This window comes from Fusibacter sp. (assembly GCF_057447755.1).
Genome location: NZ_JBVBZF010000077.1, coordinates 1 through 13452 on the forward strand (window position 1 = coordinate 1; position 13452 = coordinate 13452).

The window sequence follows — 13452 nt, forward strand, 5'->3', positions numbered from 1 at the left end:
AACAAACCAGGAAGCGGTGCCTTAATGACCTTTAAGGATTCAAACTGGTTAATGTCTATGGTTGTGGCCAAGCAACCACATTTTAAAAATCAACCTGAAGACACCACCATTTTTTGGGCTTATGGCCTCTATACCGATAAAGTTGGCGATTTCGTGAAAAAACCTATGCGTGATTGTACTGGCGAAGAACTCCTCGTTGAGTTAATACATCATTTACACATGGAAGAGCATCTTGACGAAATCATGGGCACTGTGGTTAATGTCATCCCTTGTATGATGCCGTATATTATTTCAATGTTCCAACCAAGAGCCATTAAGGATAGACCACAAGTTGTGCCAGCAGGATCTGAAAACTTCGCAATGATTAGTCAATTTGTTGAAATTCCAGATGACATGGTCTTTACTGAAGAATTTTCCATAAGAGCCGCTAGAATTGCAGTTTATAAACTAATGAAATCGCCTAAGAAAATTTGTCCAATTACACCCCATCAGCATAATATTAAAACCTTGTTAAAGGCGGTTAATACAAGCTACAGATAATAAACAAGTCAAAATATGCAATCATGTGGATTCACCTTGTAATTAGAGAGCATTATCTTTTGTACATTAAGGGATGGCCAAAACCTTGTTTTGCCGCATCTAACCGCTATTTAGAAGTTGAAATTTCCCGATCAATGAACTAATGTAATATAATAAAAAGGCCATCACGCTTATAGGAGAGTTCATATCCTAGATATGTCCCCCATCGTGATGGCTTTATTATTGAAATCTTAGAAGTTACTATTTAAACATGTCCTTTGACCAAAATATTTTTTCGTGCTGAATGAGCCATGTTCCCTTTTCTTTGATAATGACAGATTGGTTGTGCTCGGTAAAGACAAGGCCACTACTTGATTTAATGGTCATCGTATAATAAATGATATATCTATTTTGTTCAGAATCATAATTAAAAGTGTCAAACTTTATCGTATCAAGTGTAAGACTTTCTGTGGGATTCATATCAACGTACTCATAATAGAGTGTAGACATACGATTGGCCCAGAATGCTTTAAAGGCATCCTCAGTAAAGTAAGGCTTAAAACGACTTGTGTGCAAGTCAATGAGGACAGCTACATTATTTTGCTTATAGGCCAGATAGGATTCATCATTGGCATTTGATGCGTCGACATTGCAGAGCTTCTCCTTATATTCAACAAGTCTGTTTTTAATGGTGATTCGATCTAAAATATGATATTGGCCATTGATGCCGATAAGTGCTAATAATAGCATAATGATCAAGGCGGTGATTATGTATGGTCTTTTCATTTTACGTCTCCCTTCCCACATGGTTAAAAATCATTTTGTCGTCTATAATCAGTTAACGCCAAAACCTTGTTTTGTCGTCTATATAAAAAAATCCAGGCATAACCTGGATTTTGGTTAATGAATTAATTGTTGATGATTTAATGGTTGATGAATTAATTAAATGTTTAGCGTTTAATATGCATTTTAATTTTGTGACTATCATCATCATCGTTTTTTGACGAGTCGTCACTGGAGCTGTTCATTTCTTGTTTTAATCTACACCTGTCACAGTATTTACCAAAGCCAATCTTTTTACCACAGCCCAGGCAATGGTTGCCAACCTTATCAGTATTTAACGAAAGTCTTCCTTCGTCGACGTATTTCATAATTTGACGGACAGTGATTTCAATGCCCATTTCTGCCAATAGATCAATTATACCTTGTGGAGAAATGTCTGGATTGTCATAAACGGCATCTCTTGTAGCTTGAAATTTATCTCTTTCAGGGTCTCCGGTGCTCTTAAAGTTTCTAGTGGACAATCGACAAGCACTACAAATCTTGCTGTCCCCTTCATCACCAAAAAATCGACCACATTGCTCACATTTTCTTAGCATTTTGTCCTCCCTTAATACATTAATACTTTGCTCTAGTACTTTCAATTTAGGGTCTTTAATGTGAATGATATTATGTATACTAGAAATAATGGTCCTTATATATTCATTATAACATATTTATTATTATTTCACTTGTTATTTTACAACACACGGCTATTTTTTCAGAATATTCTTTCAAATAATGGCGATTTTTATCCTAAAATGTTAAAATGGATATTAAAATAAGTTCAAATAATGCGTAATTAATAGAATGAGGTGAATAAAATGCAAACAAAACAAGCGGTTTACGACGCCTTAAAGGCGCTTAATATTGATTTTAAAGTATACGAGCATCCACCCGTTTACACTGTTGAGGATTGTGATAAGCTCGATTTTGAATTTGAAGGCGTTGGCTGTAAGAATCTTTTTTTAAAGGACAACAATGGCAAGAAACATTATTTGGTCGTCGTTGAAGACCATAAACGTGTCGATTTAAACAAACTATCAGAGGATTATGATTTGGGCCGAGTCGGATTTGCATCGGCGAATAGACTTATGAAGTATCTAGGTTTATTGCCTGGTTCCGTATCCCCCTTTGGTTTAATAAATGATACCAAGGGCGAGGTTATCGTGATTGTAGACAAGTCATTGCTTTCGGAATCCCTTCTGACATTTCATCCTAATGTAAACACTGCCACGGTGGAACTCAAGACAGATGATTTTGTCAAATTTCTTGAAAGCCGAGAAAATCAAGTTTATTATTGGGCGCTATAATTTGAAAATACCGAAACCTCTTAATAGAAAGGGTTCGGTATTTTTGTGTTTTAAGGTTATTATTTAATTATTTAAATCTTGCACTTTTCAATGCTTCAATGTCAATTTTTTTCATTTGAAGCATTACTTGTGTGATTTTTCGAGTGGCTTCCTCGGAATCGGATCGCATCAGTTCTCCCATGTTGTAAGGTAAAATCTGCCATGAAAATCCAAATTGATCTTTCACCCACCCGCATTGTTCTGCTTCAGGCACTGCGGATAACTTTTGCCAATAATAATCGATTTCAGCCTGATCATCGCAGTTCAGTATGAAGGAAAATGCCTCATTGAATGTAAAATCGACTTCATAACCATTGTCCATTGCTGTAATTGGCGTGTTTTCAAGACTGAATGAGACAAAATTAATCTTTGCTTTTTCATTTGTGGACTCACCCGCTTCGTAACGGCTTATAAAATTGATTCCTGCATGTTTAAAGACATCCACATAAAAGTTTACAGCCTCTTCAGTACGGCCACAAACACCATTTGAGAACAAAAGATTTGGTACGATTTTTGGCGTATGACCATTCTGTTCAGTTAAAAATAGTTGCCATGATAAACCATACTTATCTTGGATCCAGCTATAATATGGGCTAAAGGGATACTCTCCCAGAGGCATCAACTCACTGCCATCTTCTGAAAGTGCTTTCCAAAGTGTATCAATTTCAGCTTTGGAGTAACAGTTGACCATGAGTGAAACAGAAGGATTAAACTTAAAATATGGACCAGCACTTATAGACATAAATGGCTGGCCAGCAAGTTTAAAGGTTAAAATTTCAGCGTCACCAGAAGGTGTATCTCTAATAATGTCTATATGCTCTACTTTAGAATTTTCAAAGAGAGAAACATAAAACTCAGAAGCTTCACGTGCTTCTTGATCAAACCATAAATGTGGCATAATACTTTTCATTGAATTCTCCTTTTACAGTCAATTGAACTGATTTAAGTTAGCTTTAATAAAAATATTATACCCCAATAAATGTACGGAAATCCATAAAGTAACGATGAAATATTCTATTTATGTGCAAGTGATGATTTAAGGTTATGAAGTCCATATTTCAGCCTTGTTCATTTCCTTTTGAAGGAGATCAACAAATTGACTGGCATGCCATCCATCTACTGTGGCATGGTGTACATTAAAGGAAAAGGGCAAGAATGTTTTCCCATCACGTTCAAAGTACTTTCCCGCCTCTATGGTTGGAAAATAATATGGCTTATTGTCATAAGAGTGTAGAGCAAAATGTTTGAACTCAAGCCAAGGAATGCATGAAATTGAATAACAGTTTGCAGGTGGCATTGTAGTAGACATAGGAAGTAAAGTTTTTTCGCCTCCAAAAGTGTCTTGATTCTTAAGATAGTTTTGGTAAAAGACCTTGAAATCCGCATTAAATGGGGTCCAAAGAATGGAGATGGTCTTATCGTCATCATGAAAATGAGGATACATTGGTGTCAATTCATCCCAGTAGCCAAGGTTCTCTTCATGGTATGCGACTTTAAGGTATTCAAGTTGATTAACCACTTTAGTCGTAACCCATAAGTAGGCGGGAAAAAATTTTATTTTTTTTGATTTCAAAATAGTCATCATCACTGTTATATCCAGTTCAACCGTTATAGAATATCCAGTGGGTGCCATTTTAGAAAAATAGTAGAACAGTTGATTCCTTTGCCAATTTTTAAGATCTATTGGTGTGAAACCAGCTGGCCATTGTTCTTTGTTCATTTATTATGCCTCCATAATCCGTGTTTGTTGCAATAATAGTAAAGGGCCTCCCCTTTCATTTTGGGGAATCTTATTTCGGGGTTCTGCTCTGGATAAAGTTTAATCAAGAGCATTCTATCGTTTACGACAGATGCGAAAAATGAAATATAATGTGATTTTGTCATAGGATGTTTAAAAGTCACATAATAATCGTTTTCCACAGCTTCAATGGTAACCTCATGGTTGGCATCAGCTTTTTTCGCCTTCAAAGGCTCAAGGACTCTTCCACAGCAAGAGACTTCAGAGTTGCCTGTACTGTTTAATATAGCATTGCAGTTAGGACATACATAAAACTTGATTTTCTTCATATTCCCACCATTTGTTTCATTGGTTTCAATATTTCCGGATAATATTGTGTCTATATTCACACCTAGTATTTTTGACAGGTCTTTTAGCAATGTTACATCAGGACATCCCATGCCACGTTCCCATTTTGAAATTGTTTTGTCACTGATGTTCATTGCATCTGCAACTTGTTTTTGAGTCATACCCTGTTCTTTGCGCAGTTTAAATATGAGCTTACCGATTTTATTACAATCCATTTCATTACCTCCGCATTATCATGATAAGTGATGTCTTAGCATCTTTCAATCAACGTTCCGTAGAGTTTTATGGTTTATTTTTTTAAAATGCTTAAAACCATTTCAAGGATAAAACCTCTGAAATCGTCTAAATCTAGATTAAAGTAACTGGTAAAACTCTCGCCAGATATGGATAACTGGTTAAAAAAAGAAGTAACCAAAAACATTAAGCTCAGTGACAGCATTTGGGTATCAAGATGCGTTGTGATACTGCCATCTTTTTTCCCAAGTTCTATAGACGCTTTAATTTTAGATAGAATCTGCTTGTTCAAATGCATGAGTTCATGATCAATATTATTGTCGCAGGTTATTTTTTCTTTGGTATTGCCCCATTTGCTAATCACACTAAACGTGACTGGATATTCTTTGTAATACATGTAAAAGAGAACAAACAAATGCATCATTTGATCATAACCGGTCTGGTCTGTGAAATTTTCTTCAGACATAAGGTCCAGTATTTTGTTTAAGCCCTTGGCAATGACTGACAAGTATAAGGATTCTTTTGTTGCGAAATATTGATAGATTGTTCGTTTGGTATATTGAGCCTCTTTAGCAATCTCGTCCATTGAAGCATCTTCATAGCCCTTTAGGCCAAAAACCCGCTCAGCGCTTGCCAATATGCATTCTTCTTTGTTCTTTTTTTCTTGTTGTCTTCTAGAGTTTGCTTTCATATATTTACCCTCGCTCTTAAGTAGGAGTCTATTTGGTATACTTGTTGGTATACCTGATTCGCTTTCTAGTCTACACCATATTATTTGAGTGTCAAGTATGACTTAAATTGTAAAAAGACAAAAAAAGATATATTATAGGGAACTTTAGTCCACGAATTATCGTCATAAAGAGCATTGATAGAAAATGGAGGCAAAATAAATGAAAAAAGCAATACTCGTGATAGCCATGTTATCATTATGTACACTAACGGTTTTATCATATGCAGATAACTCAAGTGAAGCTATGAATGTGACAACCAACACAGTAGCCGTGACGACAACTGAGAATGAACTTCCAAAGGAAGGCTTTGAAACCATTCGAGGATTTGTAGTAAGCTATGACAACCAAACTTTGACATTAACTGTAGATGGTAAAGCATATCCTGTTACAATTTTTGATAATAACAATCTGATTCAAGCGGACTATCCCTTTATTAAATCACGTGATTTTATTGAAGTAACTGCAGAATATGGCGAAGCAACTTACATCCTCACTGAAATTAACAAGTTCTCACCTATTATGGACAGTATTGGTCCAATGCCTGTGAAAAAAGAAGCCATTACACTCACATATGATGACGAAGAAATTATTTCAGATGTCAATGCACAGCTCGTAGATGGTAAAATGATGGTTCCCCTTCGTTCTGTTTTAGAAGCTATGGGCTATGAAGTGTCATGGGATGGTTCTACAAGAACTGTAGAGATGAAGAAAGGTGCTATTTGGACCTCAGTAAAAATTGATGAAAATGCATATTTTAAAAACAGAATGGCAGCAAGACCTTTATCAAAAGCGCCAATAATCATTGACGGTAGAACTTTAGTTCCAGCCGAATTTTTCGTGGAAGTTATTGGTAAAGCAATAAGCGTAGAAAATGGCAATATCACATTTACTGATATGGAACCCGTAACCCACAATGGCATTATTAAGGAAATCAACTATGATGAAACCGGCACGATGACCCTTGTACTCGTTGAGGACATAGGAGATGAAAGTATTGAAAGTCAAAAAATCATTCATACTTCAAAAGCATACACTTATATCCAAGATGAAATTGCAATAGGAGATGCTGTGATTGTTGTTTCCCCTATGATGATGACGGCGAGTATGCCCCCGCAAACGTCAGCTTACCTGGTATATAAGATTCAGTAATCGTATATGCCTTGTACAAATAATTTTAACTGACGCAGGTTGAGGTTAAATACTCTCCTTCGCAGCTTATGGCTCTAATTTATTTCAAATAATAAAACCCAACCACTTGAATTAAGATTTTTCAGTGGTTGGGTAATTTTTTTATAAAAAAAGAACACTTGAAAGTTTACAAGTGCTCTTAAGACATTGGAATAGCAAATGAAATGTTTAACCTTTTACACCACCAAGGGCAACACCTTCGATGATGTATTTAGAAAGTAAGAAATATGCAACAAAGAGTGGAAGAACTGTAAGTGCAAGGCCTAAATAAACTGCACCATATTCTGTTTTGTAAATATCACCTCTCAAAAGACTTACCATGATCGGCATGGTATATTTGTCATTGTCTGTGAGCAGTACAAGTGGTAAGAAGAGGTTATTCCAACTGGATACAAAAGTGAATATGGCTTGTGTTGCCATGGCAGGTTTCATGATTGGCAACACGATTTTATTAAAGGTATAGAATTCACTAGCACCATCAATTCTTGAAGCCTCAACCAATTCAATTGGCAATGAGGCCAACATGAACTGTCTCATAAAGAACACCGCGGCGGGTGTGGCAATCGTTGGAAGAATCAAGGCTAAGAAGTTGTTGGTCATCCCTATTTTGTACATAAACTGATAAAAACCGATAACCGACACCTGAGCAGGTATCATCATAACTGCCATAATAAAGGTGAAAAATGGTCCTCTCAGTTTCCAGTTATAAGCAACAATCGCATATGCCGTTAATGCTGAGAAGTAAATGGTGCATGCTGTTGAAGCTACTGAAACAATCATTGAGTTTGTAAGCCCTTTTAATGGATTAAAAGTTTTGCCCGTTAATATTTGAACATTTTCAAATAAGTGTGTTGAAGGTACAAGCGACAAGGCTTCTTGTTGGATTTGGAATGTGCTTCTTGTTGCATTTACAAACATGATCCAAAATGGCAATATACTTATAATTACGAGAAGTATGGATACCGAATATGCTAGGATTTTAAAGCGGAGTCCCCGGTTTTTCTTTTTAGTCTTCATCATTATTTAGCCCCCTGTTCCTTCGCAAGTTTTAATCTCTCTTTCTGCAATCTTTTTGCTTCTTTTTTGAATTTAATTTCATCTTTATCACGCATTATATAGAACAATATTGCCGAGAAGAATGCAATGATCGCAAACATAATCATACTGGCAGCAGCGGCTCTATTGTACAAGTAGCTACCGCTAAATGCTTGATTGTATATAAAAACGCTTGTTGTAAGTGTTGAATTATCAGGTCCGCCTTGCATAAATAGCTTTGGAATATCAAACATGTTAAGACCACCAATCATACTTGTAATAAGGACATAAAGTAAGATCGTCTTAAGGTTTGGCAAGGTAATGTAAAGAAATGTTTGAAGGCCAGTAGTACCATCCAGTTCAGCTGCTTCATAGATTTCAGGGTTAATGCCTAAAACACCGGAAGTCAGAATGAGCATGGTATATCCATACCACATCCAAAATTGAATAAAGGCTACAATTGCTCTGGCATTTGATTTACTTACCAAGAAGTTAATCGGTTCATCAATAATGCCAAAATGCATAAGTGCGCTGTTTACCGGGCCAACTGGATATCCAAACAAAGAATAGAACAGAATTGCGATACTCGCAGCAGTGATGATGTTTGGTAAATAGAATAATACCTTAAAAAACCCCTTACCCTTTAATGTATTACTTCTAGACGTAAACCATGCTGTTAAAATGAGTGCAATTGAAATCTGCGGTATAAAATTAAGAGTCCATATAATAAAAGTATTTTTTAACGCTTGTCTAAAAGAGCCATTATGAAGTACTGTTACGAAATTCTTAAATGGTTCATCTAAGAAGTGGAACGATGAAGCGCCAAGGCCTTTATAATCTGTAAATCCAATAATTGCAGTATAAATAATTGGATATAGCGAGAAGATTAGAAATATAATTATAAAAGGCAAGCTGAAAATATAACCGTATTTTGCGTAACTCACACTCTTCTGCTTTTTCATATTTAACTCACCCCCATAAAAATTAGATAATTATAATTGCATATTAAAAACTGAAATTGATTTGTATGTTACATATTTTGGGATAGGAAAGAAAGTTCTCTCCTATCCCAAATTTTGTTTATTTCATTTGTTTTTAGTTTTCAACCATGATGTCTAAGTTATCAGCAACGATTTGTTTGAAAGATTTTAAAGCATCTTCTCTGCTCTTCTCACCAGCAGTATATGCTCTAACTTGATCACGCCAGTAAGTGTTAATTGTTTCATCATATTGAGTTAAGTTCTTACCATTTGCAAATTGATTTGCAGGGATAAAGATATCGAACATATTTTGTCCGCCTAAGAACTCAAGTTCACCATTAGAGATTGACATTACTTTACCAGAAGCGACAGCATCTTTAGTGCCGCCTTCTCCATTAAGTGTACCGTTAGCCCACATATATTGCAAGCCTTGTTCACTTGTGTCAAGCGTGATCCATTTGATAATTTCGCCAACAGCTTCTTTGTTTTCAGATGATTTTGAACCAAGTACCCATGTACCACCCCAGAAGAATCCAACTGGAGGTTCAGCAACTGCCCAATCACCAAATGTGTCACCACTGTTACCAGCGATTACATAGTTGATCATCCAAGCAGGACCAAAGTAACCAAGAATTTTTTTAGAGCCTGCGTCTTTCATATCTGCAAACCATGCATCTTGCCAGTCTTGAGTATCGTTGTGGTAATCATTGTCTTTAAGTGACTTAGATAAATCTAGGAAGCTTTCTCTCTTAGGGTCGATTACTAATTTACCATCAACTACCCAAGGTTGATCTGAACTGTTTTCAACTGCATGCCAGATGTCACCATCGCCTGATACGATACCATAACCTTTAGCTTTTAAGTCAGCAGCAGCTTTGTAGAAATTATCCCAGCCTGGTCCGATGATTTTAGCAACTTCAGCAGGATCATCCGTTCCCCAAACATCTTTAGCAATTGATCTTCTGTAAATATAAGCGCCACCAGTAGCTTGGTAACCTAAACCTACAACTTCACCATCGCCATTTGTACCGATATCTACAGTGTATTTAGCGATATCAGCATCTTTGATTAGTTGTTCAACATCAGCAATACCTAAATCTTTGTATGATGCAGTGTATTGTGACGCATCACCTTGAGTGTACTTAAGTACAAATGCAGCTTCCGCTGTAAAAATGTCTGGTGCGTCAGCGCCGCCAGAAACTAAAGCTTGATCAAGTGCAGGTTGATATGCACCTTCAGTTGTTGCAATTATCGTTGTTTTGATTTCGTATTGAGCCGCAAATTCTGGATGCGTATCTACATACTTTTGAATCATTGATGGTACTTCTTCAGTGAATGACCATACGTTTAGCACTTTTTTCTCAGTAGTTGTTGAAGCCTCAGCAGCAGGTGCTTGATTTTCAGTTGTAGTGTTTTCAGCAGCAGGCGCTGGTTCTGGTGCTTTTGAACCACAAGCAGCTAAACTAAATACCATTAATACAACCAATAATAAACTTAATAGTTTTCTCATCGTATCCCCCTAAATTAATAAAGATTATTTATGTTGACTAATGTTATAAATTTTAATGACTTATTTTGGCTAGAATAGAGAAATTCAATAAGCAATAAAATTGAAAACATTAGTTTACACCGATTAATACAAAATTACGCTTTTAGAACATGAGATTGATTTACGATAATTAAAACAAAACTAAAACTCAATTGAATAGCTGACACATTTTACACCAGTCAATTGTTCGCTTAATGGATCAGGTTGGCTGACGCCAGCAAATAAGATAAACTTATTAGAGTCCTTATATTGCTTACCAGATTCATCAACAATTTCAAAGGCATCTTTAGAAATTAAAAACTCAACTTCTCTTGATTCCCCTTTTACTAGGTGAACTCTTTTCATAGCACAAAGCTTATGATTGCGCACTGCCCATTTTGATTCTAAATCCTTGATATAAAGCTGCACGACATCATCCGTATCAAAATCTCCTATATTTTCAACCTTAACTTTTGCCTTTAAAGTGGTCTTGTCAAATTCAAGAGAATGACACTTTATTTTAGAATAAGTTAATCCATATCCAAAAGGATAAAGAACGTTATTTTCTAAATGTCTATAGGTTCTGTTGACCATTGAGTAATCTTCGAAGTCCGGAAGTAATTCTGTGGATTCATAGAAAGTAACAGGTAATTTTCCGGATGGTGAAACTTTTCCAAATAATAGGTTTGCAAGTGCTCTACCCCCCATTTGACCAGGATACCATGCGTGAATGATGGCGTCTGATTGATCTGTATCAAGGTTAATTGCACTACCTGCCGCAACCACGATAATCGTTGGTTTATTAACTGCAAGTACCTTTTCAATTAATTCTCTTTGTGGCTTTGGTAAAAATAAATCTGTCTTATCACCCGCCGCAAAGGCATTTCCTGTGTCGCCCTCTTCACCTTCAATCGTTGCATCAAGTCCAACACAGAGGACTACAACGTCAGAATGTTCAGCAACTGTAATCGCTTCTGCATAGCCATCACCAGGCTCACCAAGTGGTTGAAGAGAATTTTTAAATAAATGACTTCCCTCAGCGTAATATACTCGCCCGTCAAAACTTTCTCTGATCCCCTGTAGGAATGTAATGTATTCATCGCTTGTACCATAGTAGTTGCCTCTTAAAGCGTCTAAACTTGAAGCATTTGGCCCTATGACACCGATTGAATTAATTTTAGATTTTGAAAGTGGCAATATGCCATTGTTCTTAAGAAGAACCATAGATTTCTCAGCACACTTTTGCGAAAACGCCTTATGAGTATCACAGCTGACAATACTGTATGGAATTGAATCATATTCACAGCCATTGTCAAACATACCGAGTTTCATTCTAGTGGTCATTAATTTTTCAGCTGATTCAGTTGCATATTCCTCAGAAACAAGTCCAGTATTAATGGCATTCATCAATGACAAATATTCGTCACCGCAGTTGCAATTACACCCCGATTTTAAAGCCAAGGCTGCAGATTCTTCTATTGTGCTCGTGATACAGTGATTAGAGTGAAAATCTTTAATTGCCCAGCAATCTGAAACGAAGTGTCCCTTGAAACCCCATTCTTTAAGCTTGCCGATTAAGAAATTACTTGCACATGCGGCTTCGCCATTAACGCGATTGTATGCCCCCATGACACTTTCAACATTACCTTCTTTGACCAATGCCTCAAATGCTGGAAGATAAGTTTCGTATAAATCTTTATCATTTACGATTGCATTAAACTCATGTCTTATACCTTCAGGACCACTGTGACATGCAAAGTGTTTTGCACATGCAGCTGTTCTTAAAACATCTTTGTCTCCTTGTAGGCCTTTCACAAAGGCAATTCCAAGTCTTGCTGTCAGATAAGGGTCTTCTCCGTAGGTTTCTTGTCCTCTACCCCATCTTGGATCTCTAAAAATATTTATATTTGGAGACCACATGGTTAATCCCTTGTAAATCCCCACATCTCCATGTTTCTTGTTTTGATTATACTTTGCTCTGGCTTCATTGGAGCAAATCTCCGCTACTTCTTGAAGCGTTTTTTCGTCGAACATTGCTGCAAGTGCAATTGCTTGTGGAAACATGGTAGCTGTTCCTGCTCTAGCAACACCGTGTAAGGATTCGTTCCACCAGTTATAGGCTGAAACGCCGAGGCGATCTATAGGTGCAGCTATGTAATTTAACTGGCTTACCTTTTCCTCAACACTCATTTTCGAAACAAGATCCTGAGCTCTTTCTTCGACACTTAAATTTTTATCTAAATATTTTGTCATTCTATACCCCTAATAATCATACTTGTAAATTGCCTGAAAATATTGAAATTTCAATTCGTTTCGCCAAGACCGAAACCGGTTACGTAAACGTCCAAAAAAAAACATTCGAAACTCACTAGAACGTTTCGTAAGTGAAGTGTGTGTTTTTCGAAATCGCTTTCGTTAATATGATTATACAATCTATTTTTTGGCAGGTCAATATAAAAAATCGAATCTTTATAAGTTAATTTCAGATTTTAGTACAAAAAAACTAGCTCTCAAAAGCGTTTTAAACTTAGGAAAAACTAGTTTTTATAAGGTCGTAAATATGATAAACAATTAAAAACTAAGTCTTTTTTAGTTTTCCCTTTAATGGTTTGCTTATATCTCTAGGTTTGGTACATGTACCACCCTTCACGAGTTCTATGCCTACTGTAGTTACGGTATGATTGTTGGTCTTTGACTCTACCATTTGGATGCATCTCAAGGATGCTTCATGACCAAGTCTTGATGTATTTTGTTTAACGGTAGTGAGAACTGGATAGACCATCTCCCCTATTTCAACACCGTCAAAGCCTGCTACAGAAATATCTTCTGGTACTTTTATACCATGTGCACGTAAGGTACTGATGCCCCAAATTGCTGAATAATCATCTGGAAAGATAATTGCCGTTGGCAGTTGATCACGTTTTAAAATCTCATGAACGGCATCAATATTTGCATTTTTCTCACTGTACTTTGACTTTAC

Annotated in this window: 14 protein-coding genes; 3 read left to right on the top strand and 11 right to left on the bottom strand. The window is 36.4% G+C overall.

The annotated features are described in order from the left end of the window. On the top strand, positions 1-540 hold a 540-nt coding region (locus AC220I_RS10795), incomplete at its 5' end, for an oleate hydratase (RefSeq protein ID WP_486723838.1). A gap of 240 nt (positions 541-780) precedes the next feature. Here the strand turns inward: AC220I_RS10795 and AC220I_RS10800 are convergent. Together AC220I_RS10800 and AC220I_RS10805 are read right to left on the bottom strand one after the other, a co-directional pair. After that, positions 781-1305 (bottom strand): hypothetical protein, encoded by a 525-nt coding sequence (locus AC220I_RS10800; protein WP_486723839.1) that lies wholly within the window; start codon positions 1303-1305, stop codon positions 781-783. Positions 1306-1469: 164 nt separating this feature from the next. Continuing rightward, on the bottom strand, positions 1470-1898 hold the full coding sequence (locus tag AC220I_RS10805; protein WP_486723840.1) for a hypothetical protein: 429 nt from the start codon (positions 1896-1898) through the stop codon (positions 1470-1472). Positions 1899-2162: 264 nt separating this feature from the next. Here AC220I_RS10805 and AC220I_RS10810 point away from each other — a divergent pair, with 264 nt between their 5' ends. Beyond that, a complete protein-coding gene (locus tag AC220I_RS10810) occupies positions 2163-2651 on the top strand; it encodes a prolyl-tRNA synthetase associated domain-containing protein (RefSeq protein WP_486723841.1) in 489 nt (162 codons plus the stop codon). A gap of 67 nt (positions 2652-2718) precedes the next feature. On the opposite strand, the gene AC220I_RS10815 is transcribed toward AC220I_RS10810, so the two are convergent. The 4 genes from AC220I_RS10815 to AC220I_RS10830 all read right to left on the bottom strand — a co-directional run bounded on the left by AC220I_RS10815 (position 2719) and on the right by AC220I_RS10830 (position 5701). Further along, the gene (locus tag AC220I_RS10815) at positions 2719-3600 is read right to left on the bottom strand and encodes a VOC family protein (RefSeq protein WP_486723842.1); all 882 of its coding nucleotides are present in this window, start codon (positions 3598-3600) and stop codon (positions 2719-2721) included. Between the two features lie 132 nt (positions 3601-3732). Continuing rightward, positions 3733-4410, bottom strand: coding sequence for a CatA-like O-acetyltransferase (locus AC220I_RS10820; protein ID WP_486723843.1), 678 nt, complete (start codon positions 4408-4410; stop codon positions 3733-3735). Further along, on the bottom strand, positions 4407-4991 hold the full coding sequence (locus tag AC220I_RS10825; RefSeq protein ID WP_486723844.1) for a helix-turn-helix domain-containing protein: 585 nt from the start codon (positions 4989-4991) through the stop codon (positions 4407-4409). The genes AC220I_RS10820 and AC220I_RS10825 overlap by 4 nt, the downstream gene beginning before the upstream one ends. Before the next feature lie 74 nt (positions 4992-5065). Next, the gene (locus tag AC220I_RS10830; RefSeq protein WP_486723845.1) at positions 5066-5701 is read right to left on the bottom strand and encodes a TetR/AcrR family transcriptional regulator; all 636 of its coding nucleotides are present in this window, start codon (positions 5699-5701) and stop codon (positions 5066-5068) included. A gap of 199 nt (positions 5702-5900) precedes the next feature. On the opposite strand from AC220I_RS10830, the gene AC220I_RS10835 reads away from it, so the two are divergent. After that, the gene (locus tag AC220I_RS10835; RefSeq protein ID WP_486723846.1) at positions 5901-6890 is read left to right on the top strand and encodes a copper amine oxidase N-terminal domain-containing protein; all 990 of its coding nucleotides are present in this window, start codon (positions 5901-5903) and stop codon (positions 6888-6890) included. 207 nt (positions 6891-7097) lie between these two features. On the opposite strand, the gene AC220I_RS10840 is transcribed toward AC220I_RS10835, so the two are convergent. The 5 genes from AC220I_RS10840 to AC220I_RS10860 form a co-directional block, all read right to left on the bottom strand. Beyond that, entirely contained in the window at positions 7098-7949 is an 852-nt protein-coding gene (locus tag AC220I_RS10840; RefSeq protein WP_486723847.1) for a carbohydrate ABC transporter permease, read from the bottom strand. Further along, a complete protein-coding gene (locus AC220I_RS10845) occupies positions 7949-8926 on the bottom strand; it encodes a carbohydrate ABC transporter permease (RefSeq protein WP_486723848.1) in 978 nt (325 codons plus the stop codon). The genes AC220I_RS10840 and AC220I_RS10845 overlap by 1 nt, the downstream gene beginning before the upstream one ends. 133 nt (positions 8927-9059) lie before the next feature. Further along, on the bottom strand, positions 9060-10454 hold the full coding sequence (locus AC220I_RS10850; RefSeq protein WP_486723849.1) for a carbohydrate ABC transporter substrate-binding protein: 1395 nt from the start codon (positions 10452-10454) through the stop codon (positions 9060-9062). Between the two features lie 180 nt (positions 10455-10634). After that, on the bottom strand, positions 10635-12725 hold the full coding sequence (locus tag AC220I_RS10855; protein ID WP_486723850.1) for a glycoside hydrolase family 3 C-terminal domain-containing protein: 2091 nt from the start codon (positions 12723-12725) through the stop codon (positions 10635-10637). Positions 12726-13050: 325 nt separating this feature from the next. Next, the coding region (locus tag AC220I_RS10860) for a substrate-binding domain-containing protein (protein WP_486723851.1) at positions 13051-13452 on the bottom strand (402 nt) is incomplete at its 5' end.

Bases quoted from the DNA above. Each gene is read 5' to 3' on its own strand.
- AC220I_RS10805 (WP_486723840.1), bottom strand. From the start codon at position 1,898: ATGCTAAGAAAATGTGAGCAATGTGGTCGATTTTTTGGTGATGAAGGG.
- AC220I_RS10845 (WP_486723848.1), bottom strand. From the start codon at position 8,926: ATGAAAAAGCAGAAGAGTGTGAGTTACGCAAAATACGGTTATATTTTC.
- AC220I_RS10855 (WP_486723850.1), bottom strand. From the start codon at position 12,725: ATGACAAAATATTTAGATAAAAATTTAAGTGTCGAAGAAAGAGCTCAG.
- AC220I_RS10825 (WP_486723844.1), bottom strand. From the start codon at position 4,991: ATGGATTGTAATAAAATCGGTAAGCTCATATTTAAACTGCGCAAAGAA.
- AC220I_RS10830 (WP_486723845.1), bottom strand. From the start codon at position 5,701: ATGAAAGCAAACTCTAGAAGACAACAAGAAAAAAAGAACAAAGAAGAA.
- AC220I_RS10815 (WP_486723842.1), bottom strand. From the start codon at position 3,600: ATGAAAAGTATTATGCCACATTTATGGTTTGATCAAGAAGCACGTGAA.
- AC220I_RS10820 (WP_486723843.1), bottom strand. From the start codon at position 4,410: ATGAACAAAGAACAATGGCCAGCTGGTTTCACACCAATAGATCTTAAA.
- AC220I_RS10810 (WP_486723841.1), top strand. From the start codon at position 2,163: ATGCAAACAAAACAAGCGGTTTACGACGCCTTAAAGGCGCTTAATATT.
- AC220I_RS10800 (WP_486723839.1), bottom strand. From the start codon at position 1,305: ATGAAAAGACCATACATAATCACCGCCTTGATCATTATGCTATTATTA.
- AC220I_RS10835 (WP_486723846.1), top strand. From the start codon at position 5,901: ATGAAAAAAGCAATACTCGTGATAGCCATGTTATCATTATGTACACTA.
- AC220I_RS10840 (WP_486723847.1), bottom strand. From the start codon at position 7,949: ATGATGAAGACTAAAAAGAAAAACCGGGGACTCCGCTTTAAAATCCTA.
- AC220I_RS10850 (WP_486723849.1), bottom strand. From the start codon at position 10,454: ATGAGAAAACTATTAAGTTTATTATTGGTTGTATTAATGGTATTTAGT.